The sequence below is a fragment of the Microcella alkaliphila genome (genome assembly GCF_002355395.1).
In the GTDB taxonomy this organism is placed as follows: domain Bacteria; phylum Actinomycetota; class Actinomycetes; order Actinomycetales; family Microbacteriaceae; genus Microcella; species Microcella alkaliphila_A.
Window position 1 is genome coordinate 1,953,987 of record NZ_AP017315.1, and the last position, 26,583, is coordinate 1,980,569.

Consider the following 26,583-nt stretch of genomic DNA (forward strand, 5'->3'; position numbering starts at 1 on the left):
AACGGGGCACACTGGAGGGCATGACCGTACTCTCGCGCATTCGCACCGCCGGCTGGGGTGCGCTCGTCGCCGTGATCGAGGATGCTCGGGTCGACTTTACGACCACAGACGCGGGCATCGTGGTCACCCCGGAGGGCGCCGCCGACGCGGGGCTCGTGTTCTACCCGGGGGCACGCGTCGACCCCTACGCGTACGTGCCGATCATGGCCGAGGTCGCCGCCGACGGCGGGATCGACGGCCTCTTCCTGCTCGGCAGCTACTGCGCGAACGACCTGAGCGCAGCACCCCTCACGGCGGTGAGCGTGGAGGGCGCGAACGACGGGCTGAGCACGCCCGCGCAGATCGATGCGGCCACCGAACTGTTGCCGGCGTCGGTGACGCGGGTGAGCATCCCGGGGGCGAACCACGCGAGCTTCGGCGACTACGGCGCACAGAGCGGCGATGGGCCGCTCGAGGTCGACCGGGCCGAGGTGCGCGCGGCGGTCGCCGAGGCCGCACTGCTGCTGCCGTAGGCGCGCGAGAATCCCAGCACGCACCGAGCGCCACGGCCTACAATCGGCGTCGCAGGGCGAGAGGCAAAGGCGGTGACAGCATGAGCATGGAGCACCCTTCGGTCAACGCGCCGACGTGGTCGTTCTGGCGCTTGTTCAGCATGCTCAGCCTCGTTGGTTCGGCCGGCTGGACGCTGAGCCGCCCGCTCGTCATCGCCGACAATCCCGAGCAGATGCGCGAGCTGTACCTGATCATCGCCTCGACGGTCGGCGGCGGCGCGATCGTCGTCGTCGGCGCGCTGCTCGCCGGCGGCGTGCGCATGGGTATTGCGGAGGCGAGCCGGCTGGCGGCCGCGCCGTCGGCGATTCGCGCCGCCACCGCATCCTTCACCCCGACGCGCATCGGGATGCGCGCACTGGCGCTGCGCTACAACCTGCGGCCGCAGCGCGTGTTCTTCCTCTCGTGGGCGCTCGTCGAGGTCGACGAGTCGGGTGTGAGCATCCGGCGCGCGAACGAGGAGGCCGACGTCGTGCTGCACATCCCCGCCTCCCGCATCACGAACGTGCGTTTGGGCGCCATGACCGACAGCCTCATTCGCGTTCCGACGCTGAACGTCGAGGTGGGCCCGTCTGACGAGTCGGCGGTCGTGCCCATCGCGCTGCTCGCCGGGCCGACGAAGGCGCTGCCGCTGATCGAGCGCGAGCTCTTCGTCGCCGAAGCGCGGCGCCTGCTCGGGCTCGGGGTTGCCCCGTAGTCGACGAAACCGCCTCGTCTTCCCCCCTTTCGCGTCGCAAACACCGAAAGACCCTGGCCGAACTCAGGCGCACCCGCCACACTGGGGACTCGACCGAGGAGGGGGGCCGCGTGCTAACGACGCGTGTGGGCGAAGTGGTGCGGTGGGACAACGACCGCGGCTTCGGCTTCATCGCGCCCGACGACGGCGGCTCCAATGTCTTCGTCCACGTCTCCGACCTCGCGCCCGGCTCGCCGCGGCCGCACGTCGGCGACCGCGTCGACTACGCGCTCGAACGCGACGATCGCGGCCGGATGCACGCGGCGCGGGTCGCCGTGCACGGCGCGGTCGACGAGAGGGTCGCGCCCGTTCGGCGCCGCCCGCAACGCTGGAGCGTCATCGAGATGCTGGCGGTGCTGGGTTTTGCCGTCATGCTCGCGACCGGGGTGCTGCTGTACGACATGAGCATCGCCATTCCGCTCGTCGTCGGCCTCGTCTCGCTGGTCACCGCCTTCGCCTACGCCGACGACAAGCGGCGCGCCGAGGAGGGCCGCTGGCGCACCTCCGAGAGCTCGCTGCTGTTGCTCTGCCTGCTCGGCGGCTGGCCCGGCGCGATCGCCGCCATGCGGTGGTACCGGCACAAGACGACGAAGGCGAGTTTCGTCGGCGCCTTCTGGGTGACCGTGTTCGTCACCCTCATCGCCTTCACCCTGATCGCCTTCCCCGCTGCGCGCGAGGCGGTCATCACCTCGCTTGAGCTGATGTCGGGCGGGGCTTAGCGCCCACCCCCGAGGCCGCGCGAACGCTGCTCGATGCCCAGCTCGCCGTACGGGTAGTCGGGCGCGTGCACGGCGCTTACTGTGTCGAGCCGCGCGCGCTGATCGGCGCTCAGGGTGACGGATGCCGCCGCCATGTTGGCCTCCAGCTGTCCGACCGTGCGGGCGCCGAGAATCACCGAGGTGACGGTGGGCCGGTCGACGAGCCACGCGAGCGCCACCTGCGCGGGGCTCGCGTCGACCTCGGCGGCGACGGCGGTGAGCGCGTCGAGAACGGCCCACGTGCGGTCGCTGCCCGCCTTCCGGTCGTAGGCCTCCATGCCGCGGTCGGGGTTCTCGCCGAGTCGGGTCGCACCGCTCGGGCGCGCGTCTTTCGTGTACTTGCCGGTCAGCCAGCCGCCGGCGAGCGGGCCCCACGGCAGCAGCCCCACGTCGTAGCGCTCTGCCGCTGGCACGACCTCGAACTCGAGCTCGCGGGCCAGCAGGTTGTACTGCGGCTGCAGGGTCACCGGCTGCGGAACACCCATCGCGCGGGCGGTGTGGACGATCTCGGCGAGCTGCCACCCCGTGAGGTTCGACCAGCCGTAGTACGCGATGTCGCCGGCCCGAATCGCGTCGTCGGCAAAGCGCAGTGTCTCCTCCACGGGCGTCAGCGGGTCCCACGCGTGGAACTGGTAGAGGTCAACGTGGTCGACGCCGAGGCGCTCGAGCGACGCGGCGAGGGCGCGGCGCAGGTGACGGCGGCTCAGGCCGACGTCGTTGGGGCCCTGTCCCATGGGGAAGCGGCCCTTCGTGGCCACGATCATCCCATCGGCCGCGTCGGGGTTGGCGGCCAGCCACCGGCCGACGATGCGCTCACTCTCGCCCGCCGAGTACACGTCGGCTGTGTCGATGAGGGTGCCACCCGCCGCGGCGTAGGCGTCGAGAATCGCGTGGCTCGTCGCCTCGTCGCTCTCGGCCCCGAAGGTCATGGTTCCGAGGGCGAGGTCGCTGACGGCGGTGCCGCTGTGTCCGAGAAGTCGTTGGCGCATACCTCGACCCTAACGACGGATGCACCGGGTTAGGCTGACAGGCTGGCGCGACCGCGTCACGCACCACGTGTTGTCTGGGGTCACCATCAGCGAGTCGAATCCGCCCACCGGACCCATCGAGGAGGTGCGCCCGTCGGCCGCGTTGCCGGCGCGCGGCGGGGCGCGGGGGCACCTCGTCGACCTACGACCGCTGACCGAGAGCCCCGCATTCGCGCGGATGTGGATCGGCGGCTCGATCACGGGCATCGGCAGCCAGATGACGATCGTCGCCGTCGGCCTCGACATCTACGCCCGCACCCAGTCGACCTTCGCGGTGTCGCTCGTCGCCGCCTTCGCGCTCGGCCCCATGATCCTGTTCGGCCTGTACGGCGGGGTGCTCGCCGACAGCTTCGACCGCCGGAAGGTGGCCCTGCTCTCGGCGACGGTCGCCTGGGCGACCACCGCGGGCCTCGCCGCGTTCTCATGGTCGGGCGAGGACCCCACCTGGCCGCTGTACCTGCTGATCACCGTCAACACGGTCGCCTCCACGATGGTCGGCGTCGCCCGCCAGGCGATGGTGCCGCGCCTCATTCGCCGCGAACTGCTGCCCGCCGCCGGCGCGCTCGGGGGCATCAGCGGCGGCCTCATGCTCACGGTCGGCCCGGCACTCGCGGGGGTGCTCATCGCCACCGTCGGCTTCGCCTGGACCTACACGTTCGACGTCGTGCTGTTCGTCGCCGCCTTCTACGGCCTCTGGACATTGCCGTCGCTGCGCCCCGAGGGCACCCCCGGCAGACCCGGGATGCGCGCCGTCGTCGACGGGGCGCGCTTCTTGAAGCGGGCCCCGAACATCCGCGCCTCCTTCCTGCTCGACATCTTCGCGATGACGTTCGGCAACCCCCGGGTGCTGTTTCCCGCGATCGGCGCGGTGCTGATCGGCGGTGGCGCCATCACGGTCGGCATCTTGACCTCGGCCGTCGCGGTCGGAACGCTCGTGCTCGGCATCTTCTCGGGGAGGCTCGGCGCCGTGCGCCGCCAGGGCCTCGCCGTAGGCATCGGCGTCGGGGTCTACGGCGCGACGATCCTGCTGCTCGGGGTCGTGCTGCTGCTCGCCGCGCTCAGCCCCGTGGCGGTCAGCGAGAGTCTCGACGACGTGAACTGGGTCGCGCTGGTTGCCGCGTGCATCCTGTTGGCGGCGTCCGGTGCGGCAGACTCGGTCAGCATGATCTACCGCAACACGATGCTGCAGGCGAGCGTTCCCGACCAGATGCGGGGGCGCCTGCAGGGGCTCTTCACCGTCGTCGTCACCGGCGGGCCGCGCGTCGGCGACCTGTACGTCGGCGTGCTCAGTGTGACCGCGCTGCTGTGGTTCCCTCCGCTGCTCGGCGGGGTCGTCATCATGGTGGCCGCGGCGGTCATTCTGCGGGTGCAGCGCACCCTCCGCGCGTACGACGCGCTCGACCCGCAGCCGTAGCCCCTGGGCGCGGCCTGAACGCGTGCCGGGCGCGGCGTGGAAGGATGTCTCCCGCCCCGACCGCCGATCAGCAGGGAGCACCATGGCTGAGACACCCGAGAGTCGCGTCGCCGTCTACATCGACTTCGACAACATCGTCATCTCGCGATACGACCAGGTGCACGGCCGCGGCGCCTGGCGCAAAGACAACGTCTACCGGCTCGGCCCGGGCCTCGAGGGCGCCGACGCCGAGCTGAAAAAGAAGATCGAGGCGGCGACCGTCGACATCGGCGCGATCATCGACTATGCGACGAGCTTCGGCACGACGGTGCTCAGCCGGGCCTACGCCGACTGGTCGATCGGGGTGAACGCCAGCTACCAGGGTCAGCTCATGGAACGCGCCGTCGACCTCACGCAGCTGTTTCCCGCGACGAAGCAGATGAAAAACGGCGCCGACATCCGGCTCGCCGTCGACGTGGTCGAAGACCTCTTCCGGCTCCCCGACGTGACCCACGTCGTCATCGCGGCCGGCGACAGCGACTACATCGCGCTCGCGCAGCGCGCGAAGCGGCTGGGACGCTACGTGGTGGGTGTGGGGGTTGCGGGCGGCACGAGCAAGTCGCTGGCCGCCGCGTGCGACGAATTCGCCGACTACGACGCGATGCCGGGCGTGCGGCCGGCCGCGCGCGCCGCCGTCGCCGAACCCGACGAGGCTCCCGCGCGCTCGCGGCGCGCCTCACGCGGCGCCGACGAGACCGCGCCGACCAAGAAGACGGATGCCCGTGACGGCTCCGCGGGCAAGGCGGAGACCGCGACGGGCAAGAAGGCCTCCAGCCAGTTACTGGTCCGTGCACTCGAACTCATGCACGAGCGCGACGACGAAGACTGGCTGCACACCTCCGAGCTGAAGCGCCAGATGGTGCGCCTCGACCCGGCCTTCAATGAGAAGGCCATCGGGTACTCGACGTTCGGCGACTTCCTCGCCTCGCGCGCGAACATCGCCGAGCTTGACGACTCGAACGCCCAACTACACAAGGTGCGCCTGCGGCGCGGGGAGGACCGCTGACCATGTTCCGACGCCGACCACCACTGCCGCCCGTCGAGCCGGGTCGTTCCAGCCTGACCGCCATGTGGACCGACCGCCTCGGCGTGCTCGGCATCCGCAGCCTGCAGATTCTGCTCGTGCTCACCCTCTCGACGGTCACCGTCTGGGCACTGCTGCAGGTCAGCATCGCCGTCATCCCCCTGTTGCTCGCGCTGATCATCGCCGCCGCCTTCAACCCCCTGATGCGGTGGATGCGCGACAGGGGCGTTCCCGACATGGCCGCCGCGTGGATCGCCCTGCTCGGGGCACTCGCCGTGCTCGGCGGCATCATCTGGGCGATCGTCATCGCCGTGCGCAACCAGTGGGAGGACCTGGTCTCGCAGGCAGCGGAAGGGTTCAGCGAGCTGCTCGAGCTGCTTCAGGGCCTTCCCTTCGCGGACGAGTTCGTCGGCGACTTCGACCTCGACGAGGCGCTCGATCAGATCGTCAACTTTGTGACGAGCGCCCAGTTCGGCTCGGGCGCGCTGGCGGGTGCGACCGCTGTCGGCCAGCTCTTCGCGGGCCTCGCCCTGTTCATCGTCATCCTCTTCTTCTTCTTGAAAGACGGGCCGAGAATCTGGGCGTTCTTCCTCAAGCCCTTCGAGGGTGAGCGCTTCCGCCGCGGCGAGCGTGTCGGCGCGGTGTCGGTCGCGACGCTCGGCGGCTATATCCGCGGCACGTCGATCGTCGCGCTCGCCGATGCGGTCGGCATCGGCCTGGGTCTCTGGATTCTCGGGGTGCCGCTCGCGCTACCGCTGGCCATGATCGTGTTCGTGACCGCGTTCATCCCGATCGTGGGTGCGACGCTCGCCGGCACGCTCGCAGCCCTCGTCGCACTCGTGACGAACGACCTGGTCACGGCGCTGATTGTCGTCGGCATCGTCGTGTTGGTGAACCAGCTCGAGAGCAACTTCCTGCAGCCGATCGTGATGGCGCAGACGCTCAAGCTGCACCCGCTCGTGATTTTGCTCGCCCTCTCGGTCGGCACCATCACGGGCGGCATCGTCGGCGCAATCCTGTCGGTGCCGATCGCGGCGACCGCGTGGGCGATCGTCAAGGTGTGGGATCGACGTGACCCTGCGCTCGAACACGAGGGCAGGCCACGAGTTCCTGCGCCGTAGCACCTCGTCGGGGCGGGAGTCAGTCGCTCGGCGGGTAGTGCTCGGCGAGTTCAGCGATGACCTCGTCGGTCGAGCGCACGGTCGCGAACTCGCCGTGCAGGCTCGCGGCCGCGGCCCGCGCGACCTCCGCCGCCGGAATGACGGTTCCGTCGGGCAGCTGCCGGTCGTGGCAGTGGGTCGCGTCGAGCACGAAGTCGACCGCGTAGCCGAGGTTCGCGGCCATACGGGCGGTCGTCGAGCAGCAGTGGTCGGTCGTGATGCCGCAGATCGTCACAGCGCTCACCCCCTCCGCCTGCAGCCAGTCGTGCAAGTTCGGGCTGCCGTAGAAGGCCGAGTTGACGGTCTTCGTGACGAGCAGGTCGTGCGGGCCGTCGACACCGTCGTGGAACGCGTTGCCGGGCGTGCCGGGCGCGAGCGGCGAGCCGTCAACGACAGAGTCGTGGCGCACGAGCACGACGAGCAGCCCGGCGTCACGCCATGCCTCCAGCAGTCGGGCGATGTTGCGCTCGGCGACCGGGTTGTCGCGCGGCCCCCAGCTCGGGTCGAGGAAGCCGCGCTGTGGGTCGACGACGACGAGGGCTCTGTCGTTCGGGTCCGTGTCGGGGTGAGGTGCGATCGTCACAAGCGCAGAGTAGCCGCGGCCGCCCAGAAACGGCGAAGCGGTCCGCCTCGAACCCGAATCGAGGCGGACCGCCTGCGGCGCGGTGTGTCAGCAGCGCGCCGGGGAAGCGTGGGAACCCTAGCGGTTCGCACCACGCTCGCTTGCGCCGCCCCTGTGCTGGGGCAGCTCTGGCTTGCCCGGGGCCTTCGGCAGTTCGACGGCCGGGGCGTCGCCCACGATCTCGTCGTCACCGGTTTCCGGCGTCGGGGCCGGCAGCACGTCGGAGCCGCCAGGGCGCTCGGCGCGCTTCTGCTCGCCCAGCTTGCGGGCCTGCTCCGAGACGCGCTCGCCGAACTCTTCGCCGATCTTCTCCGGGTCCTGAGCGTTCTCGCTCACCCACTTCCCGAACTCGTTGCCCGCGCCGGGAATCGGAGCGTCATCCGTGACGGGCTCCTCGTCGCCGACGAGATCGTTCGTGACGGGCTCCTCGTCGCCGACGAGATCGTTCGTGACGGGCTCCTCGTCGCCGATGAGGTCGTCCTCGACGAACTCATCATCGGTGAGCACCACGGTGACGGCGGAGTCGAACGCGGTCTGCACCGGCCCCGGCAGCACACCCGTCGCGCCGGCCGTGGCGACACCCGTCGCGCCGAGCGCCAGAACTCCCGTGCCGGCGGCGACCTTGGCGGCCACGCTGAGACCTGCGATCCATTCGAACATTCGTTTTCCCCCATGAGGATGACCGGCAACCGCCTCGTCGGCGAGTGCCCTGTCGTGCGACTTCGCCGAGGCATTGGCCGCGGCTGCAGAGACGTCGGCGCTCCCCGGCACCGACACGAGAGCGGCGAGGGCGTCGGAGGGACGCGGCACCGTCTCGTAAGCGGCAGCCCGAAACTCGACGAGAGCGTCGGTCAGCGCGCCCAGCTCGGGGCGGCCCTCAGGGGTCGACCCGGCCAGCAGCTGCTCGGCCTCGTGATTGCGGACGCGTTCGCTCATCTCACTCACCGCTATCGTTCGACCCCCTCCGAGGGTTACGGGTTCGGGGAACTTTTTTCTGCAGGTTCGCGATAGCTCGGTGTTGCAAGGCTTTCACGGCCCCCGGACGTTTGCCGAGCACCGTCGCGGTCTGCTCGATCGAGAGGTCGGCGACGACCCGCAGCACCATGACGTCGCGCTGCGCGTCGGGCAGCTCGTCGAGCAGCCGAAGCGCCGCGCTATCGCCGAGCGAGCGCTCCGCGAGCGCCTCGGCGCTCGGCTCGCGGCGCGGGTCATCCTCGGGGGTCCACTCGTCGTGCTCGCCCCGGCGCGAGCGCTGACGCAGCTCATCAACGAGGCGGCGGTAGGCGATCGAGAAAACGAACGATCGAAACGCAACGGTGTCGCCCGAAAACTGCGGGATGCGTTCGAACACGGCCAGGAACACTTCGCTTGTCAGGTCGTCAGGTTCGCGCGCCCCTCGAGCCGTCAGGAAGGCGGCGACGGCGGGGGCGTATTCGACCCACAGCTGCGTGAACGCCCACCCCTCGCCAGAGCGCGCAGCGTCGAGCACGTCGTCGAAGGCGGTCTCCCCCGTCGCTTCCGCAGCTGGCATGCAGAAACTGTAGAGGGTGCCGAACCCCTCGAGTGACCGTGGCTATTCGTCGTCGGCGTCGTCTGCCGTGCCCCCGTCGGGATGCACGAGGGCACCCGGCCAGGGCAGAATCGCAAGTAGCAGAGCCAGCGCGGGGGCGAGAACCGCCCACGCGGCGAGGTCGTGCGAGGCAACGCCGGGCGGCGGCATCAGCTGGGTGGCGGAGAGGGCTCCGACGGCACCGCCCACCGTAACGGCGATCATGCCGGTCTGCGGCTTGAGGTCTTCGGTGCGCGAGACGATGCCGCCAACGACCGCGCCGACGAGGGTGATCGGCAGCAGCCACGCGGTGCCCGCGACGAGTCGAGTGATGGCCTCCGAGACGTCGGACATGCCGAGATACCCCGGCGAAAAGATGAGGCCGGGCGTCAGGCGCACCACCGCGACGGCCGCAGCGAGCGCGAAGGCGAGCACGGTCGCGCCGAGAAGGTACAGGACCGCCGCGGGAACGGTGGAGAGTCGTCGAGAAGCGGGAGGCGCATCCACGCTTGTCGAGATTTCTTCTACGGCCACGACGTGAGACTAACCCAGACAGACCCGTTCGTCACGAACTTTCTGGGCTGGGCGTGGGAACGACGTGAGCGAGCCCTTGGAGGGCGTGACGAGCATCCTGTCGTCTGCCTAGCGTGGAGTCATCTCACCGAAGGAGGAGACCCATGACGTACGACCTAACTGGCAAGAAGGTGGCCTTTCTGCTGACCGACGGATACGAGGACAGCGAGCTCACCGAGCCCTGGAAGGCGGTCACCGAGGCGGGCGCAAGCGCCCTGCTCGTGTCACCGAAGCCGTCGGAAGTGACGGGCAAGAAGGGGCACACCCAGGCGGTGGATGCGGTGGTCACCTCCGTCGACGCGGAGCACTACGATGCGCTCGTGTTGCCCGGCGGCGTCGTGAACGCCGACCATCTGCGCATGGACGAGGCGGCCGTGAAGTTCACCAAGGACTTTTTCGAGCAGGGCAAGCCGGTGTCGGTGATCTGCCACGGAGCGTGGATCCTGATCGAGGCCGACGTGGTGCGCGGCCGCGAGATCACCAGCTACCCGTCGCTCAAGACCGACCTCATCAACGCCGGCGCCGAATGGGTCGACGAGGAGGTCGTGGTCGACCAGGGCCTGACCTCGAGCCGCACGCCGAAGGACCTGCCCGCCTTCTGCGCGAAGACGGTCGAGGAGATCTACGAGGGCGAGCACGCGGGGCAGACCGCGTAGCGTTCGCGCCTGTCGCTGCTTGATGCTGCGGGCCGCATCCTTACGGGGTGCGGCCCGCTTCCGTGTCCTTTGCGGTCGTGTCGAGAACGGTCGCCGTGAACGCGCGGCGAGGGGACGCGAAGCCCGCAAACCAGGGCGCGACCGCACCGGCGGCCAGCGCCGGCCCGGCAATCAGGGGTACGACGAGGACGAGTGGATCGGTCAAACCCTGGACGATGTCTCCGCCGGTGAAGCTCGCCAGGCCGATGAACGTCACGGTTGTGACCACCACGGCGATGACCGCGAAGCGCACCCAGGCGCGCCGGGTGTGCCCTGACACGATGTGGCCGACGATTGCCGCGATGCCGACCGGCACGATCGCCAAGGCGAGGATCATCGGGGTGGCCCACAGGGCAGCTGCGGCGCCCTCACCCCAGTCGCCAAAGAGGACACCGGCGGCGGCAAGTGACACGACCCAGGCGGCGGCGAGCGACACGAGAATGAACCACAGGGTGCCACCCGCGGCGGGCGACTCCCTGTCGGAGCTCACCGCGGCAGTAGGAGTGCTCACGGGCCTACTCTAGGCCTGCTTAGGCGATGAAGTCTCTATTTTTTGATTCCGGAGTCGGTCGACACGGGTGGACGCGAAACCGTACCGCCACGGAGCGAGCGCGCCACCTGCGAGCGCGAGCGCGATCAGGACGATGATCGCCACGAACCCTGCGATACCGGCGGGTGGCCATCTCAGCTCCACCAGCACAGGAACAGCGACGAGGGACACGGACAGCGTGAGTCCACCGACGATGATGAGGGCTCGCACACGTGTGGTCGATGCTCGTCGGGAGAGCTGGGCTAACGCAACCGCAGTCAGGGTGGCGAGGGCGCTCACGAGCAGCGTGGCGGCCGCCGCGATCGCAACCAGCCAACCGATGGCGATCACGCCATCGGGATCGATCGGAGTCACGACGGTCGCGACATACACCGCGAAGACCGCTCCGACCACCATCGCCGAAGCGATCGACACCACCGTGTACCCCTGCCACGTCGCGCGCCGAGGACCTTCGGTCGCCGCGCCCGGCGGCACCGAGGCGCGGACATTGCGAACCGAATCGACGCGGCGGGAGGCGAAGCCCCCGAACCACGGTGACGTCGCCACGACCCCCAGGGCGAACCCGACGACGATGTCGAACACCATGAACGGAACAGCGGGGCCAAGGTTTCCCGCGTGGGCCGACAACAAGAGCTTCATGCCCACCGAGGCCACCATGAACGCTAGCGCCACGGCGAGCGCTCGGAAGACTAGGCCGGCCCGACGTCGGCTGAAGACTGAGCCGACGGCGACCGCTGCCAGCACCGGGAGGGCGACCATGAAGAGCGTCTGGATCGCCAGAGTCAGGAGACCCACCATAACGAGGAACAGGCTCATCCCCACTTCCGGCACTGGGCCACTCCCCTCAAGCGAGAGAAGGATGGCCGCGACGGCTCGCTCCGCGACAACGACGCCCAGTATCGCGAACACGGCGAACCATGCCTGGCTTCGCGCCATCGAGGGTGGCCGCCCGTTGTCTCGCGGAGAATCCGTCACGGAATCAGCCTATCCGGATGAGTCGATCACTCCTCGAGAACATTCCCGCCTCGACACCGTGGGATGCGCATCCTGGGCAGCGCGCAGAGCGGTCACCGATCGCACGTTCACTGCGGCGCCCACTCGGCCTCCGACCACAGGATGCGCCGCAGGAGGGGCCGCTCGATCGTGCTCCACAGCGTGGAGACGACCAGGTAAATGGCGGCACCGAGCGGCACCACGAGGGCGGGCACGATGGCGACGAAGGGCAGCACGCCGAGCGCACGCGTGACTCCCGCGGGCATGTCGGCTGCGGGCAGCCCCCGCTGCAGCCGAGTCATGGTTTGGCGCTGCACCCAGCCGGCGATGCTCAGCGACACGACGACTCCGGCGGCCAGCAGCAAGGCTGCCCCGGACCCCGTCAGGGCGGCGGCGCCGAGCGGCTCGGCGAACGACACCCCGGCGAGGGTGTACCGCACGAGCGGGTTCGGCTCGCCGTCGAGGGTCGCGGCGATCAGGGCGAGGTAGAGCACCGAGACGATGGGCGCCTGGGCGAGCATCGACCCCATTCCGGCGAGCGGCGACACGCCAGCGTCGCGGTAGAGCTGCATGGTGCGCTTCTGTAGCTCTTCGGGCCGCTTCTTCCAGCGCGCGCGAAGGGCGGCGAGCTGTGGGGCGAGTCGGCGCCTGGCTCCCTCCGCTCGCGTCATGCGCACGTCGAGCGGGATGAGTGCGGCTCGCACGACGAGGGTGATGGCGGCGATGACGAGCGGGGCGGAGGCGCCGCCGAGAGCGGGGTCGAGCATCCCGATGAGGGTGTCAATGCCGCGGGCGGCGGCGGTGATGAGCGGGCCGACAAGAAAATAGCTGGAGGGGTCCATGAGCTGTCCGTTCGCGTGAGGGGTCGGTGGCGGCGTCTGGCCACCGGATGCGCGAACGACGACACAGCCCCTGCGGGGCGAGCGGGCGCGGCAGGTCAGGCGGCCGGGATGGCGACGCCCGGCGCGCGCGACAGCGGCCGACCGGCGGTCAGCGGATGCGCGGGCTCGGCCTGGTGAGACAGCGACTCACGGTGGGCGCGCGATCGCGCCCCGACGGCGAGTTCAGCGTGCGGAATCGCGGTGACGGCCCCGCGGCTGGCGACCACGGCGGCGGCAATCACGAGAAGGCTTGCCGCAACGCTGGCGGCCGCTGCAAGCGGTGCCGCCTCCCCCACTGCCGTCGATATGGCAAGAGCGAGAGTGACCCCGAGGGCGCCGAACGACGCCCACAGGGTGCGCGTCAACGACTCGGCCATGAGGTCATCGTACGCCGGAGTTCTCGGACGCCGCCGGGTCGATTGGCCTCGCCTTGGATCAACGCGTGGGCCGCAACTCCCCCGACGCTCCGCGCCGCAGACGTCGTGGAATACGAGCCGGACAGTGCCGCGACGCGCGGCACGGCCCAACTACCGGACGGTGGGAAAGAGCACTCCGGCGGCGATGAGGCTGTTGATCACGCCGCTGGCGATCGTGCGTGCGACCGCCTGCGCGGCGGCGCCCGCGCCCCAGTCGCCCTGCAGGTGCGCTTCGGCGGCCGCGATGGTGTCAGAACGCCACGGGATGTCGGGATCGAGCTGCGGCATCATTCCGCTTCCGAACACGAGTCCGCAGAGGGCGGCAAGGCGCGGTTCGGCCGCCCCGCCGCTCACCAGCGCGTTGCGCACCGCCTCGAGGAGCTCGGACCGGCGTCCGGTGTCGCCCTCGGAAATCTCGGTGCTGGAGAAGACGCCGAGCGTCTTGCCCTTGCGTTCGATCAGGTCTCCGCGGTCAACGAGGCGCCGAATCGTCTCTTCGCGCAATTCGGGGCCGATCGCCGCGATGATTGCTTGGGCTGTGCGGGGCTTGCGCTCGATGTACTGCCAACCGGGGCGTGTGAGCGGGTCACCCGGCTCGGCGTCGGCCACCACGCGGATGACCGTTCCGGCTGGTTTCGCTTCCGTGGTTTCGACCTGGCCCGCGAGGGCGAGGTCAGACAAGACCGCTCCGCCGAGGGCGTAGGGCAGGGTGTTCTCGCCGGCGAACGTGCCGGTGCTCGGCTGGAAGAGCAGCAGCAAGAGGTCTTCGGCGAGGGTTGGCGGGTAGGTCGTGGTGTCGCAGTTTTCGCGAGGCTGGTTTCTGTTCTGCTCGGTCACGATGGTCTCCTTCTGCCTGACAGCAATGGCTGTCAGACCAGGAAAGACCGTGTGGTCACCACAGGATCAAGTGCCGGCCGCGGAACCGATGGGTCACTCTGAGATGAGCCGATGAGACAGCGCCTTGACCTGCCTCACGCTCTCGCTGCCATAGCGTTCGAGGGGCTCGTGACCGTGCCAGTTCATGGGGGACAGTTCAATCTGGATATGTGTTTACTCCGCTGCGATCATGCGACCGAGAAGCGCGATGCTTTCTTCTGCATTCAGACGGACAGCAGCACCCAACGCGGACTCTGAGGAAAGCAGAGCGTCACGTACCTGCTCGTACATGAGGTTGCGGAATGCCCAGTAGTCCTTTCCGGAGGATGGCTCATCGGAATCGTGTGCGGCAGCGGCAGCGGCGTCGACAACGACAGTGACAACGCCGTCGACAGCGGCGTCGACAGCTGCATGAACAACAGCGTCATTAGCTGCGTCGAAGGCGGCGACATTAGCGGCGTTGACGGCGCAATCGACAGCGGCATCGACGACAGCATCGATGGTGGCCAGGTCATGGAGATCACCAACAAGAGCGGCTACGTCAGGCGCTGGAGCAGTGCCGGTGAGGCGACGCTTCCGGATCTCCTCTCTGAAGTGAGCCTCGAGGTTGGCGAAAGCCGCCTCGCGGACATTCGAACGGATTTCGCGCACCCTGAGTGCTTCACCCTCAGCCGCACTAGCCGTGTTCTTGTCCTTGACCAGCGCCAAGGCCTCCAGTCGCTCAGCCAACGCCGTGTGGTTTGCGGCGCGAAGCAGGCGTGGTGTCGCCGTGCGCACCACCCAGTCGGTTGCGATGTAACCGCGCACTTCGTCTAGACCGTCGTCTGCGGTGCCCGGCATGTGCACGATGAAGGGTTTCAGTTTCTGACGGTCTTCGTTTCCCAGGCAATCGTTGAGCTTGCGCCCGTACGCCCCAAGCACAGGACTGACGCACTGTGGATGATCTGAATGCGCTTCGCCAGCCACGTACGCCACGGCCTCCAGCAAGCACAGTCCCTCCGACGGGTTGTCGTGGGTGCCGATTCCTAGATTGATGTCTTCGACCTCAATGGCCCTCATGAGTGTTCTCTTCCCGTTGTCGATAGGTCATCAGCGCGGGAGTGTGATGTCGCCAGCACGGTAGTTGCACAGACCCGCAGTTAGTGGAGAACAACTTCCCGCGGCAGCGACCGCTTTCCGGTGTCGATGTCGCTGGAACCTGCGGCGGTCACCCTGAATGTGGTGCGAGTCACCCTGCCGGAAGCGCCGCGGCCTCCGACCCAGACGCTGAAAGGCCAGCACGAACAACGGCGATCTCAGAAAGAACGTGGTCGAACGACTCACCGGTGGCTGCCGCAACAAAGGTCACGAACCGTTCGCACTCGTCCGCGAAATCCGCAAGGAAACGCTCACGCGGCACCGTTGCACGCTCACCAAGGAATGTGAACCGCACCAAGTCAGTGCCCTTCACCTGCTGGAGCGAAAACTCGTCTGGATAACCGGCAAGCGAGCCAACCTGATCGCCGTCTCGAACGAAATCTGCGACGGCTTGCAGCAGCATCCCCCACGTCTGAACGGGAGGGTCCAGAAGGCCGCCGCCGAAGAATCGCTTTCCGCCGACCCAGAAGTACACCCACCCGTCGATGCACAAAGAGTCGTACGGTCGCTTCCCGCGCTGCAGCCGCTGACGAGCCAAATCCGGATGCGTTTCAACACACGCTCCGTACCGATCCGGATCTTCATCCACGTCCGAAGTGATCATCGGCTCCCGCAACGGGAAGAAGGTCTCGAAATAGTTCTGCGCCCACACCATCCGGTCACTCGCCACATTTACCATTTGGCCCTCCCTACGCCTTCGGATAGAACTGCGTCACCCTGCCGTTGTTGACCGCGATCCGATACAGAATCCCATCGATCCTGACGTCCCATGATCCGAAGCCTGTCCCGACCTGCTGTAGGCGGGTCGTCGATAGCCGCAGGGCACTGTGCACCAAGGAGCGGATGTCGGCGATGCTCGCGTTGCGAGCAAAGAAGGACTGCGGAGTCGCAGAACCTGAAGGAAGCGAGCCGTTCCAGTAGCTCGGGTGATGGCGGACAAGGATATGGGTCATTCGTTCCTTGTCCAGCGTGAAGATTCGGTTTCCCGTTTGGAAGCGCAATGTTTGGAACGACTTCAGCGCATTAGTCACCACATGCGGGGCGGCAACCCGCAGTGTCATCGCTTGCGCGGCCTGCTGTGCGGCCGCCCGCGTCGCTGCCGACCGAACGACGTGAACGGTGACAAGCTTCGCGCCGATCTTCACCGCCACCGGAACCAAGAACAGCGGGTCTGCGATGACCGGGTACGACACTCCCTCGGCCCGATGGAGAACATGCTGCACAAGCCCGTCGCCGACGACGTCGAAATAGGTCTCAACGGGGTTGCCCTCAGCGTCAACCGCCCACGGGGGCGCAAAGATTCCTTCGATATCGCCCTCGGCGTTGAGCAGCTCGACGCTACCGTCCTCCATGAGCGACAGGGTGAACCCTTGTGGCACGTCAACCGGATAGGAGAAGGTCTCCTCCGCCTCCGCACCGTACAGAGTCTTGATTGCCTGCACACCGGAATCCAAGACAGGTTCTCCGGACAGGTCGGGAACGCTGATGTCAACCATCAACGAGGCAGCGTCATCCACATACACGATCGAATCCCCCACGCTCTCAACCGACGCGTCTGAACCCACCGGCAGACTCATGGCGAGCAGATCGCTTCCGTCCTGCTCGATCACGACCGGTTCGTCGATCTCCCCGGGTAATTCGACCATCGCGTACCCCACCTCGAGCGGCGAGCTTTCCTGATGTGGATGGTGAAGCGGACCCGCGGCACCAACGGCGACAGTTCCCGCAATTGCCGCAGCAACGAGTTTCATCCTGTGCATCCTCTCTGATGCTTAGGGACTGTCTGAATAACGGTGTGTGGGGTCCGGCCTGATCCGAAAGGAGACGGCCGTGGCTGACACGACCGAGTTGTTGGAAGACGCGATGATCGATCCCGTGACGGGAGAGATTATCGATCAGAAGGACCTTGCCGAGCGGTTGCTCGCGCAGGCGAAGGAGCAGGGCGTGAGCCTGGTCGGCCCGGGAGGGCTGCTGAACCAGCTCACGAAGAACGTCCTCGAGACGGCGTTGAACGCGGAGCTGACCGAGCATCTCGGGCACCAGCATGGCGGGACGCCTGCCGGGTCGAACATGCGCAACGGGACACGGACGAAGACGGTTCTCACCGAGATCGGCCCCGTGGAGATCGAGGTCCCCCGGGATCGCGACGGGTCGTTCGAACCGGTGATCGTCCCCAAGCGGAAGCGTCGCCTGGACGGGATCGATCAGATCGTGCTGTCGCTCAGCGCCCGCGGACTCACGACCGGGGAGATCGCCGCGCACTTCGACGAGGTCTACGACGCGAAGGTCTCCAAAGACACCATCAGCCGGATCACGGAGAAGGTGGCCGGTGAGCTCGCGGAATGGTCCTCCCGACCGTTGGACCCGTGGCAGTTTCTACCGATCGTTGCGAATCGGTTGTCGAATCCATCGTCTCATGAGTTGCGCGGGTGACCGGTCGCCGAGGATTAGACGGGGTCGATTGTTGAGTTCCTCGCTGACTTCTCGGAGCCGCTGATCGGTGAACTGGTCCAGGTCGATGCCCTTCGGAAAATACTGCCTGAGCAACCCATTCGTGTTTTCGTTCGTCCCGCGTTGCCAGGGCGAGTGGGGGTCGGCGAAGTAGATCTTCACGCCGCTGTCGCGTTCGATCCGTTCGTGGTGGAACATCTCGTTTCCTTGATCCCATGTCAGGGTGCGGCGCAGCCGCGGCGGGAGGCTCTCCAGGGCATCGATGAGGGCGTCACCGACGATCTGCGCAGATCGCCCGCCTCGGATCGGAACGAGGAGTGTGCTGCGACTCTTGCGTTCCACAAGCGTCGCGATCGCCGATCTCTGCCCCGCACCGATGATGAGGTCGCCCTCCCAATGCCCCGCCTGCAGTCGCTCCTCGACGATGGCCGGCCGGTCGTGAATGGAGCGCATGTTGGTGGACTGCTTCATCGCTCCTTCACGGTTGCGACCGCGGCCACGCTTGTGACGATACTTGCGCCCGGTCCGGAGCGCCTCCTGATCGGTGACGACGATCAGGCCCCGATAGACGGCTTCATAGATCGTCTCCGCGCAGACATGCCATCCCAAGCGCCCAGGCCATCGGCGGCGGAGCCAGCGGCTGATCTGCTGAGGTGACCATCGCTTGCCCAGCTTGGCTGCAACCACCGTCCGAAGCTCCGGATCGCTGCTGAACCGATGCGGCTTCGGGCGCCGCCGCGCGACATGCGCCTGCCCGTGCGCGTACCAAGGCTGATATCGACCATCGGGCTTCTTGTTGCGAGCGATCTCCCGATACACGCTCTGAAAGCTCTTCCCGATACGTGCGGCAATGAGCTTCACTGACTCGCCAGCGTCAAGCCCGTCGGCGATCTCGATCCGGTCGTCCTGGGTCAGATACCTCTCACTGATCGGGGTGTCGATGAACTTCACGCTGCCAGCATCGATGAACCACAGCGATCCGCAGCTGAACGACACTCCCACCTCTTCCGACGCAGTCGAACCGCTCAGCCCCTGCCGGACAAGCTCGAAATAGCGCCTCTTCACGCCCGCTTGCGACTTGTTCCACGCCCAACGCACCATCTGAATCCCTCTTCCTCAGGATTCGCAACGATGACTAGAAACTGCCCGATCTACCCGGTGATCTTCGTCGACGCGATCGTCGTCAAGGTCCGTGACGGGCAGGTCCGCAACACCCCGTTCTACGTCGTCATGGGCGTCACCGTGCACGGGGAACGCGACATCCTCGGGATCTGGGCCGGCGACGGCGCAGAAGGCGCGAGGTTCTGGCTGCAGGTGTTCACCGAGCTGAAGAACCGTGGCGTCGAGGACGTGTTCATCGCCGTCTGCGACGGGCTGAAGGGACTCCCCGAAGCGATCAATACCACCTGGGAGCGGACGGTCGTGCAGCAGTGCATCGTGCACCTGATCCGCAACAGCTTCCGCTACGCCGGCCGCCAGCACCGTGACGCGATCGTGAAGGGACTCCGACCCGTCTACACAGCCCCGTCCGAGGCTGCGGCCCGGGACCGGTTCGCCGAGTTCGCGGCCGAGTGGGGCGGCAGGTATCCGGCGATCGTGCAGCTATGGGAGAACGCGTGGGCCGAGTTCGTGCCGTTCCTCGAGTACGACGTCGAGATCCGAAAGGTGATCTGCACGACCAACGCGATCGAGTCGATCAATGCCCGCTACCGGCGAGCGGTCCGCGCCCGCGGACACTTCCCGAACGAGGCCGCGGCGCTGAAGTGTCTCTACCTTGTGACCCGGTCACTTGACCCCACCGGGGGCGGCAGGGCACGCTGGGCGATCAGGTGGAAGCCCGCGCTCAACGCGTTCGCGATCACCTTCGCCGGACGGTTCGACAGAACCAATCACTGAAAACCGCCGGACCTCACACACCGTTTAACGGACACTCCCGATGCTTACGTAGTGGGGCATTGAGGGGACATGAACCGCTCCGCTGCTTCACCTGACCGACCCCGAGTGTCAGGCATATGTTGACCATACAGACCTGTCTTGTGACTTGCAATACACGCATGCCAAAGCATCAGTCAGTTGATGAAGAGATGATGTCTCGAAAATTAGGGGCGAGCATCCGCGAGGTCGAGGTGGATGCGTACGCTGTCGCCGGGTGCGATCCCTTCGGCGTCGCGCACCGCCTTCTTGATGGGCAGCACGAAGCATCCGCGGGTGGTGTCGGGGAAGACGCTCGTCGCCCATGCGCTGCCGCCGACGCGCACGGTGACGCGCACGCTGCCGAAGCCGGGCGTGAGCCCGTGGGTGCGCGCGTCGATCTCGTCACTGATCGGCTCGGGCACGCTGACGAAGAACCAGGATGCGCGGGCGGGCCACTCCCAGAGCTCGGCGTCGAAGACGTAGGCGGCGGGCATGGGTTCAGTGTGGCGGAGAGGGGTGACGTGTCACCCCCGAACTGGCCACAGAACGAGGGTTCCCTTCTTGCGCCCCGCCTGGTCTGATGGAGAAGAACTCAGATCGGGGGCGTCGTGAGCGAAGCGGGACGATCGGCGGGCGTTGAGGCGCGCCGCCTGGTCGCCCTCGCTGACGAGCACCAGCGGCTTGCCGAGATCGCCCGCAACGAGGCCGAACGATGGATGATCGCCCACCGCACCGAACGCCAGGTCGCCGGCAGTCTCGCCCCGCTCACCGCCCAGGGCTACACCTTCTTGCATGACCGCGGCTGGCCGGGCGCCCGCCGCGGCAGCCGCGCGCAGATCGACCACGTACTGGTCGGCCCGGGCGGCGTCTTCGTCGTCGACACGAAGGCGTGGCGCGAGGTGACGGTCGCGGCCGGGCGCATCTTCCGCGGCCAGGCCGACGTCACCGATGAGCTCGCCGGACTCGCCGACGTCGGCTACAGCACCGAAGCGGTGCTCGCCGACGTGGGGCTCGCCCCCGGCGAAGTGCACGTGCTCATCGTGCTCGCCGGCTCAGCCATGCCGCCCACTCCCCTTGAGGGTCTCGGCGGCCTGATGGTCGTGGGCGAGCGTGCCACCGCGAAGCACATCGCCGGCTTCGGCCGCCGGCTCACCGACCGTGCGCAGAACGCGGTGCTGGCCCGGGTGCTCGACCACTTCCCGCTGGTGGGCGACGCGCCGTCGGAGCTGGATGCGAGCATCCCGGAGCCGGTCGCAAGCGAGCCCGAGCCGCTGCTCACGCTCGACGAGATCGCCGACACGTTTCTGGCCGGGATGCTCGCCGCCCCCATCGAGGAATGGATGGCGTTTCTGCACCCCGACCAGGCGAAGCTGGTGCGGCGCAGCTTTTCGGGCCCGTCGCGCGTGCGCGGGCCTGCCGGTTGTGGCAAGACGGTCGTCGGGCTGCACCGCGCCGCGTACCTGGCGCGCGCATCCACGGGCCGCGTGATCGTGACGACGTACGTGCGCACCCTGCCCGACGTGCTGGCGACGCTGATGACGCGGCTCGCGCCCGAGGTGGCCGACCGGGTCGAGTTCACCGGAGTGCACCAGTTCGCCTTGCGCGTGCTGCGCGAGCGCGGGCAGCGCGTCACGGTGAAACTGCCCGAGGCGAACCAGGCGTTCAACCGCGCGTGGAACCAGGTCGGCATGCGCGGCCCGCTCGGCGCCCTCGACCGCAACGCGAAGTACTGGCAGGACGAGCTGCTGCACGTCATCAAGGGCCGCGGGCTCACGACCTTCGAGCAGTACGCCGACCTGGCCCGCGCCGGGCGTCGGCGGAGGTTGACGGTCGACCAGCGCCGCGAGGTGTGGCGGCTGTACGCGCAGTACCAGCAGAACCTGCGCGAGGCGGGGGTCATGGACTTCGAGGACGTGATTCTGCGCGCCGAGGCGTCGCTGCGCGAGCGCCCGCTGGAGGGGGTCAGCGCGGTCGTGATCGACGAGGCGCAGGATCTGTCGTGCGCGATGATCCGCATGCTGCACGCCCTCGTCGGCGACCGCCCCGACGGCCTCACCCTCATCGGTGACGGCCAGCAGACCATCTACCCGGGCGGCTACACGCTCGCCGAGGCGGGCTTCTCGGTCACCGGCCGCGGAGTCGTGCTGTCGACCAACTACCGCAACACCCGCGAGATCGCGGAGTTCGCTTTGCAGATTGTTGAGGGTGACGAGTTCGTCGACATCGAGGGCGGAGCGGGGCGCGGGGATGCTGCGGTCGCGATCCCGCGCACGGGCCCGGTTCCCGAGGTGCACCAGTTCGGTTCTGTGGCGGCGCATGACGCGGCGGTCGTCGCGCACATTCACGCTTTGGTCGCGTCGGGCGTCGACCCGGGCGACGTCGGCGTGCTCGCGCAGACGAACCGCGACGTTGCGGCGATGGATGCTGCACTGCGTTCCGCAGGAATCGAGACCGTGCTGCTCACCGACTACCGCGGCGAGGTGTCGGGGCGGGTGAAGGTCGGCACCATCAAGCGTGCGAAAGGCTTGGAGTTCAAGCAGGTGGTGTTGACGCGGGTGCCGGGGCGGTTGCTGGGTGGGGCCGCCAGAGTTGGCGAGCTTGAGGATGGGGTTCGCGAGCGGTTCGAGATCGAACGGCGGGAGCTGTACGTCGGGATGAACCGAGCGCGCGATCGGTTATGGGTCGGGGCCTTTGGACACGCTGGACCCACGACAAAAGTCGATGTGCGAACGAAAGGTTGATCCTCAGTGCTTAGCTAGAAAAAGATTTGATCGACAACGACTGAACCGATACAAAGCAGACCGGCTAGTGCAAATGCCCACAACGCCGTCTGGATACCGAGATACTTGCGATCCACAATCCACGCTATGGCCTTCATCTGATCGATTACCGCATCGGTGCTCGCAGCGGTCTCACGCAAACGCTTCGCGAGGGTGTGCACTGGTGTCATCGCAACGTCCCCAAAGTAAGCGATCACACTCGGCGGTCGCGCGCCCCGGTACTTGGTGCGCGGATACACGGCGGTTGCCAATGCGACTATCCCGACCGCGGCGCTCAAGATTCCAGCCCACCAGGCGATCTGGCTACAAAGATTCAAGTCACCAGGTTGCCAGTCACCAGCAAGAATTGCTGACAGAACTACGCCCGCTATCAGTGACGCGGCAGCGAGCAGGATCGATGCCTTACCGTCCGCGCGGGCGAGTTCTTCCCTTGACTCCGCAAGAATGCGGAGAGCGAGCGAGTAGAACAAGTCATCGCGCGATGCTGCTCGGCGGAACATCACTTGCTCGCGTCCAAGAAGGTCTTGAGCGATGCCGCCTTCTCCTCAGCGCGTTGCCGAGAGGCATCCTTGAGCAGGACAGTCCCCTCGTCCAAGAGATTCCGCTTGCTCATCTCACGGTGGGGAATGCCCCCGCGTGCAGTCTTGCCCGCCATGATCTCAGTACAGAAGTCTTGGCCATGCGTACTGCACCACGTGCTTCCAACGTACGTTCCGTGTCGCTGCCCATCGGGGATCTTCTCAAGCTCAATTGACTTCCAGAGCACCGACGGTTCGCGCCCGGGGACCCCGGAGTCACACCCGCACGAAAAGGCGATGTAATCGTTCTTGCCGATTACGTCCCACACGGAACCGGTTACCAACAGTCGATCAGTCGCGCCCTGTTGCGCGGTCTTCACCGCGTAGTTCACGGGTCGTCCCGCCCACACAGGCTCTTGGAAGTCAACCTGACGTTCTGGGCCAACGCGCTTCACAAGCACTGGTCCGCTCGCTACGCCAACCTTGAATCCTGTTGACGCTGCCTTTGGCCAACGGTTGTGGACTTCCTTTGTAAAGGTTGGATTGTAGGTCCTGATCGTCATCGCGGCACAGAAAGCCCTTTCATAGCGCCTTTCGTCCCAGAAAAGCGCGAAAGCGGCATCGCCCTGAATATCGATGAAGTCTGCGCCAAAGCTCGCGAGAATCCGGACGATTGACCCCACGCCCGCATCGTAAATGCTCGCCACACCAGCTGGAGTTCGTCCCTTCGCGAGATTGGTGGAGCGCTCAAGATCCGCCACCACACAAACAACGTCAGCAAGCCGATGCCACGTGGAGTTGATTGGGAGTTTCGTGACGTCGAGATCTTGACCCTTCTCGATGACGTCGGGCAGGGAATCAAGCTTCTCTGCCGTACGGTCACCAACTTGTTTCAGCAAGCCATCCAAATCAATCGCCACGTGCGCCTCCTCGTCGGGTCTGAGGGTACCGCCCAGCCCCGACATATTCAGCCTTCACCGGTCGCGCTATCCGCGTCGCTGTCACGGGGTGTACGCGGGCAGGAACTGCAGTCCGTGCGGTTTTCGTCGCTGAACTCACTGACTTGATTAGCGAGTCCGCTGACTAATCCGTCTCGAAACACGCCTTTACCGACCGGAGCGTGTCGGCGAAATTCTCGAGAAGATCATCAACTCCGGCGTGTAACCCGCTACGGACCCTTCAAGCATCTGACGACATTCAGGGTTACTTCATCCGACCAGGTCATCGCGGCCTCGGCGTTGGCCGGAGGTCGGTCTAGCCTTTACTCGATCCGATGCGGGACGTGGAATTAGCCCGCGCGCTGCGCATGAAAATGCCGGGGCTCGCAGTTCGATGAGCACCTGATCTTTGTGGGCAAGCTTTCGACGCTAGAGCGAAGAACGCCCACCCGCTGGATGTTCGTTGCCGAATCGTCGATAGGCCCGATACGCCTGGCGCACCTAACTGGAAGTGCCCGCCCGCTCCAGCACAAGTTGGTGCACCCCAGCCACGTCAGCCCTACCGTCGCGGACCCTCGACAGAAAGTCTGGCTGGGATGCGAGCGCAGCATCTACCGCCTCGACGATCGCGCCGTAGGTTTCGGTCGCCGAGGAACCGGATACACCAAGTTATGGACGCAGTCCGGCATGACCCGGCACATTCATCTGCTCGAACGCCAGTGGCGAAGGCCCCGAGGAACGGCGACGCGTTTGGCAGATGAACTCGCTGTATGGCGCTGACCTGCGCCATCCGACAGCGTGACTCCCGATCGATAACTCACTAGCGTCAAGCTTGTGGGTGAAGCGCAGCGTGGACCGGGGCCGATACGTCTTGCGGCTCTTACGGACGCTCGGTCGCTGGCCGATCTTCGATTTGAGCGGGACCAGCCGAACAGGACGCCTTCTGCGTCAGAACGACGCGCCTTCACCGAGCGATTCGAGGAGTGGCTAGCAGCCGCGCAAGCGTGGTGCGCATGCGCGGTCGCAGAGGATGGCAATCAGCTGGTTGGCATGGCCTGGCTCGTAGTCCACCCCAGGGTGCCGAACCCATCGCGGTTCGATCGAGCAACGGGCGAGATCTAAAGCGTCTACGTGCGATCAAGTCATCGTCACCGCGGCATTGGCCGGGGATTGGTGCGGCTATTGCTGGATCACGGTGCCGCGCGGAACATTGCGCAGTTCACAGTTGACGCGAATGAGAGCGCCTTGCAGTTCTATGCGCACCTGGGATTCTCGGCCAACTCGTTGAAGTTGGAGCGAACAATACCCACACAGTAGAAGGGCGATTTCGCGTCGACGACGCGTGAGGTCACCATTCGTGCACTAGTTCGATGCTCCGGCCCGCTCCAGCACCAGCTCGCGCACCCGCGCCGCATCCGCCTTGCCGCCCATCGCCTTCATGACCGCGCCGATGATCGCGCCGGCGGCCTGCACCTTGCCATCGCGGATCTTCTCCAGAACGTCCGGCTGGGAGGCGAGTGCAGCATCCACCGCCGCGATCAGCGCACCGTCGTCGGAGACGACGGCGAGGCCACGAGCATCCACGACCTCCTTAGGCCTGCCCTCCCCCGCGATGACGCCCTCGACGACCTGACGGGCCAGGCGGTCGGTCAACGTGCCCGACTCGACCAGCTCGACAATCGCGGCGACATCCGCCGGTGAGATCAGAGACGCCGGCTCGGCGTCCTGCGTGTTCGCGATGCGGGCGATCTCGCCCGTCCACCACTTGCGGGCCTGCTGCGGGGCGGCGCCCGCCGCGACCGTCTCATCGACCTCGACCAAGAGCCCCGAGTTCACCACGTCGCGGAACTCGAGGTCGGTGAAGCCCCACTCCTGCTTCAGGCGGCGACGGCGCGCGGCCGGAGCCTCCGGCAAGGAAGCGCGCAGTTGCTCGATCAGCGCCTCATCGGGCGTCACCGGCAGCAGGTCGGGCTCGGGGAAGTAGCGGTAGTCGTCGGCGTCGCTCTTCACGCGACCGGGCGAGGTGGTGCCCGTGTCTTCATGCCAGTGGCGGGTCTCCTGCTGGATCGTGCCGCCCTTCGCCAAGATCGCCGCCTGGCGCTGAATTTCGTAGCGCACCGCCCGCTCGACGGATCTGAACGAGTTGACGTTCTTCGTCTCGGTGCGGGTGCCGAGCTTCTCTTGCCCGCGCGGGCGCAGCGAGACGTTCGCGTCGCAGCGCAGGTTGCCGCGCTCCATGCGGGCCTCGCTGATGCCCAGCGCGCGCACGATGTCGCGAATCGTCGAGACGTACGCCTTCGCGAGCTCGGGCGCGCGGTGCTCGGCCCCGTAGATCGGCTTCGTCACGATCTCCACCAGCGGCACACCGGCGCGGTTGTAGTCGACGAGGCTGAACTCGGCGCCCTGGATGCGGCCCGTCGACCCGCCCACGTGCGTCAGCTTGCCGGCGTCCTCCTCCATGTGGGCGCGCTCGATGGGAACCTGCCAGAGTTCGCCGTCCTCGAGTTCGACCTCGAGCATCCCCTCGAAGGCGATCGGCTCGTCGTACTGGCTGATCTGGTAGTTCTTCGCAAGGTCGGGGTAGAAGTAGTTCTTGCGCGCGAAGCGGCTCGACGGGGCGATCTGGCAGCCGAGCGCGAGGCCCAGCGAGATCGAATACTGAACGGCCGTCTCGTTGACCACAGGCAGGCTGCCGGGAAGTCCGAGGCAGACCGGCGTGATCGCCGTGTTCGGCTCGGTGATGGCATTGCCGCTGAACGCCGGGTTCGGGGCGTCGGAGAACATCTTCGTCTTCGTGCTGAGCTCGACGTGCACCTCGAAGCCGAGCACCGGTTCGAACAGTTCGAGGGCCTTGTCGAAGTCCATGAGTTCAGCGCGCGCCATACCGACAATCCTACGGGCGCGGGGAGGGGCGGGATGCGCGGGGGCGGCGGCTCGCGGCGATCGTGGCCCCCGTGGTTGCGTGTTGTGATGTCACACTTT

General features: G+C 66.9%; 28 protein-coding genes and 1 pseudogene. 11 read left to right on the plus strand and 18 right to left on the minus strand.

Annotated elements, in window-relative coordinates; translation table 11 throughout:
* Positions 1-20 precede the first annotated feature (20 nt).
* The 3 genes from CPY97_RS09640 to CPY97_RS09650 all read left to right on the plus strand — a co-directional run bounded on the left by CPY97_RS09640 (position 21) and on the right by CPY97_RS09650 (position 2,004).
* Entirely contained in the window at positions 21-512 is a 492-nt protein-coding gene (locus CPY97_RS09640; RefSeq protein WP_161494110.1) for an alpha/beta hydrolase, read from the plus strand.
* Positions 513-592: 80 nt separating this feature from the next.
* Positions 593-1,246 carry a hypothetical protein gene (locus CPY97_RS13480; protein WP_161494111.1) on the plus strand — a complete coding sequence of 218 codons (654 nt, stop codon included), beginning with the start codon at positions 593-595 and terminating at the stop codon, positions 1,244-1,246.
* A 110-nt stretch (positions 1,247-1,356) separates the two neighbouring features.
* Positions 1,357-2,004, plus strand: a complete 648-nt coding sequence (locus CPY97_RS09650) for a DUF1294 domain-containing protein (RefSeq protein ID WP_096422250.1) — start codon at positions 1,357-1,359, stop codon at positions 2,002-2,004.
* Here CPY97_RS09650 and CPY97_RS09655 read toward each other — a convergent pair.
* A complete protein-coding gene (locus tag CPY97_RS09655) occupies positions 2,001-3,032 on the minus strand; it encodes an aldo/keto reductase (RefSeq protein WP_096422252.1) in 1,032 nt (343 codons plus the stop codon). The two genes, CPY97_RS09650 and CPY97_RS09655, sit on opposite strands and share 4 nt — an antisense overlap.
* A gap of 19 nt (positions 3,033-3,051) precedes the next feature.
* On the opposite strand from CPY97_RS09655, the gene CPY97_RS09660 reads away from it, so the two are divergent.
* From CPY97_RS09660 to CPY97_RS09670, 3 genes are all read left to right on the plus strand, one after another.
* On the plus strand, positions 3,052-4,485 hold the full coding sequence (locus CPY97_RS09660; protein ID WP_096422254.1) for an MFS transporter: 1,434 nt from the start codon (positions 3,052-3,054) through the stop codon (positions 4,483-4,485).
* Between the two features lie 82 nt (positions 4,486-4,567).
* Positions 4,568-5,530: an NYN domain-containing protein gene (locus tag CPY97_RS09665; protein WP_096422256.1), complete on the plus strand. Its 963-nt coding sequence runs from the start codon at positions 4,568-4,570 to the stop codon at positions 5,528-5,530.
* A 62-nt stretch (positions 5,531-5,592) separates the two neighbouring features.
* Complete coding sequence (locus tag CPY97_RS09670; protein WP_231923910.1) at positions 5,593-6,669, plus strand: AI-2E family transporter; 1,077 nt, start codon at positions 5,593-5,595, stop codon at positions 6,667-6,669.
* Positions 6,670-6,688: 19 nt separating this feature from the next.
* Here CPY97_RS09670 and CPY97_RS09675 read toward each other — a convergent pair whose 3' ends face one another.
* The 4 genes from CPY97_RS09675 to CPY97_RS09690 all read right to left on the minus strand — a co-directional run bounded on the left by CPY97_RS09675 (position 6,689) and on the right by CPY97_RS09690 (position 9,413).
* Positions 6,689-7,291 carry a cysteine hydrolase family protein gene (locus CPY97_RS09675; protein WP_231923911.1) on the minus strand — a complete coding sequence of 201 codons (603 nt, stop codon included), beginning with the start codon at positions 7,289-7,291 and terminating at the stop codon, positions 6,689-6,691.
* 117 nt (positions 7,292-7,408) lie between these two features.
* Positions 7,409-8,266 (minus strand): hypothetical protein, encoded by an 858-nt coding sequence (locus tag CPY97_RS09680; RefSeq protein WP_096422260.1) that lies wholly within the window; start codon positions 8,264-8,266, stop codon positions 7,409-7,411.
* A gap of 1 nt (position 8,267) precedes the next feature.
* The gene (locus CPY97_RS09685) at positions 8,268-8,861 is read right to left on the minus strand and encodes an RNA polymerase sigma factor (protein WP_096422262.1); all 594 of its coding nucleotides are present in this window, start codon (positions 8,859-8,861) and stop codon (positions 8,268-8,270) included.
* 42 nt (positions 8,862-8,903) lie between these two features.
* Positions 8,904-9,413: a hypothetical protein gene (locus tag CPY97_RS09690; RefSeq protein WP_096422264.1), complete on the minus strand. Its 510-nt coding sequence runs from the start codon at positions 9,411-9,413 to the stop codon at positions 8,904-8,906.
* A 143-nt stretch (positions 9,414-9,556) separates the two neighbouring features.
* On the opposite strand from CPY97_RS09690, the gene CPY97_RS09695 reads away from it, so the two are divergent.
* Complete coding sequence (locus CPY97_RS09695; protein ID WP_096422266.1) at positions 9,557-10,108, plus strand: type 1 glutamine amidotransferase domain-containing protein; 552 nt, start codon at positions 9,557-9,559, stop codon at positions 10,106-10,108.
* A gap of 40 nt (positions 10,109-10,148) precedes the next feature.
* Here CPY97_RS09695 and CPY97_RS09700 read toward each other — a convergent pair whose 3' ends face one another.
* From CPY97_RS09700 to CPY97_RS09735, 8 genes are all read right to left on the minus strand, one after another.
* On the minus strand, positions 10,149-10,658 hold the full coding sequence (locus CPY97_RS09700; protein WP_150129250.1) for a hypothetical protein: 510 nt from the start codon (positions 10,656-10,658) through the stop codon (positions 10,149-10,151).
* A 9-nt stretch (positions 10,659-10,667) separates the two neighbouring features.
* Entirely contained in the window at positions 10,668-11,672 is a 1,005-nt protein-coding gene (locus tag CPY97_RS09705) for a hypothetical protein (protein WP_150129251.1), read from the minus strand.
* 107 nt (positions 11,673-11,779) lie between these two features.
* Positions 11,780-12,532, minus strand: coding sequence for a YidC/Oxa1 family membrane protein insertase (locus CPY97_RS09710; RefSeq protein ID WP_096422272.1), 753 nt, complete (start codon positions 12,530-12,532; stop codon positions 11,780-11,782).
* A 95-nt stretch (positions 12,533-12,627) separates the two neighbouring features.
* Positions 12,628-12,948, minus strand: coding sequence for a DUF6412 domain-containing protein (locus tag CPY97_RS09715; protein ID WP_096422274.1), 321 nt, complete (start codon positions 12,946-12,948; stop codon positions 12,628-12,630).
* Between the two features lie 150 nt (positions 12,949-13,098).
* A complete protein-coding gene (locus CPY97_RS09720; RefSeq protein WP_096422276.1) occupies positions 13,099-13,824 on the minus strand; it encodes a GOLPH3/VPS74 family protein in 726 nt (241 codons plus the stop codon).
* A gap of 213 nt (positions 13,825-14,037) precedes the next feature.
* Positions 14,038-14,922 carry a hypothetical protein gene (locus CPY97_RS09725; protein ID WP_096422278.1) on the minus strand — a complete coding sequence of 295 codons (885 nt, stop codon included), beginning with the start codon at positions 14,920-14,922 and terminating at the stop codon, positions 14,038-14,040.
* Positions 14,923-15,091: 169 nt separating this feature from the next.
* Positions 15,092-15,655 (minus strand): hypothetical protein, encoded by a 564-nt coding sequence (locus CPY97_RS09730; protein WP_150129252.1) that lies wholly within the window; start codon positions 15,653-15,655, stop codon positions 15,092-15,094.
* Positions 15,656-15,689: 34 nt separating this feature from the next.
* On the minus strand, positions 15,690-16,751 hold the full coding sequence (locus CPY97_RS09735) for a hypothetical protein (protein ID WP_150129253.1): 1,062 nt from the start codon (positions 16,749-16,751) through the stop codon (positions 15,690-15,692).
* Between the two features lie 112 nt (positions 16,752-16,863).
* On the opposite strand from CPY97_RS09735, the pseudogene CPY97_RS09740 reads away from it, so the two are divergent.
* Positions 16,864-17,364: pseudogene (locus CPY97_RS09740) on the plus strand (transposase); the annotation flags it as partial.
* A gap of 12 nt (positions 17,365-17,376) precedes the next feature.
* Here CPY97_RS09740 and CPY97_RS09745 read toward each other — a convergent pair.
* Complete coding sequence (locus CPY97_RS09745; protein WP_096422284.1) at positions 17,377-18,552, minus strand: IS30 family transposase; 1,176 nt, start codon at positions 18,550-18,552, stop codon at positions 17,377-17,379.
* Between CPY97_RS09745 and CPY97_RS09750 the strand changes: the two genes are divergently transcribed.
* A complete protein-coding gene (locus tag CPY97_RS09750; protein ID WP_419866122.1) occupies positions 18,553-19,347 on the plus strand; it encodes an IS256 family transposase in 795 nt (264 codons plus the stop codon).
* A 203-nt stretch (positions 19,348-19,550) separates the two neighbouring features.
* On the opposite strand, the gene CPY97_RS09755 is transcribed toward CPY97_RS09750, so the two are convergent.
* Positions 19,551-19,859, minus strand: coding sequence for a DUF1905 domain-containing protein (locus CPY97_RS09755; RefSeq protein ID WP_096422286.1), 309 nt, complete (start codon positions 19,857-19,859; stop codon positions 19,551-19,553).
* A 114-nt stretch (positions 19,860-19,973) separates the two neighbouring features.
* On the opposite strand from CPY97_RS09755, the gene CPY97_RS09760 reads away from it, so the two are divergent.
* Positions 19,974-22,106 (plus strand): nuclease-related domain-containing DEAD/DEAH box helicase, encoded by a 2,133-nt coding sequence (locus CPY97_RS09760; RefSeq protein WP_096422288.1) that lies wholly within the window; start codon positions 19,974-19,976, stop codon positions 22,104-22,106.
* Positions 22,107-22,120: 14 nt separating this feature from the next.
* Here the strand turns inward: CPY97_RS09760 and CPY97_RS09765 are convergent, their stop codons facing one another.
* Both CPY97_RS09765 and CPY97_RS09770 read right to left on the minus strand, forming a co-directional pair.
* Complete coding sequence (locus CPY97_RS09765; protein WP_150129254.1) at positions 22,121-22,615, minus strand: Pycsar system effector family protein; 495 nt, start codon at positions 22,613-22,615, stop codon at positions 22,121-22,123.
* Between the two features lie 29 nt (positions 22,616-22,644).
* Positions 22,645-23,583: an adenylate/guanylate cyclase domain-containing protein gene (locus tag CPY97_RS09770; RefSeq protein WP_161494112.1), complete on the minus strand. Its 939-nt coding sequence runs from the start codon at positions 23,581-23,583 to the stop codon at positions 22,645-22,647.
* 1,149 nt (positions 23,584-24,732) lie between these two features.
* Between CPY97_RS09770 and CPY97_RS13890 the strand changes: the two genes are divergently transcribed.
* Positions 24,733-24,918, plus strand: a complete 186-nt coding sequence (locus tag CPY97_RS13890) for a GNAT family N-acetyltransferase (protein WP_096422294.1) — start codon at positions 24,733-24,735, stop codon at positions 24,916-24,918.
* Positions 24,919-24,963: 45 nt separating this feature from the next.
* Here the strand turns inward: CPY97_RS13890 and gatB are convergent, their stop codons facing one another.
* Entirely contained in the window at positions 24,964-26,484 is a 1,521-nt protein-coding gene (gene gatB / locus CPY97_RS09780) for an Asp-tRNA(Asn)/Glu-tRNA(Gln) amidotransferase subunit GatB (protein ID WP_096422296.1), read from the minus strand.
* Between the last annotated feature and the right edge of the window lie 99 nt (positions 26,485-26,583).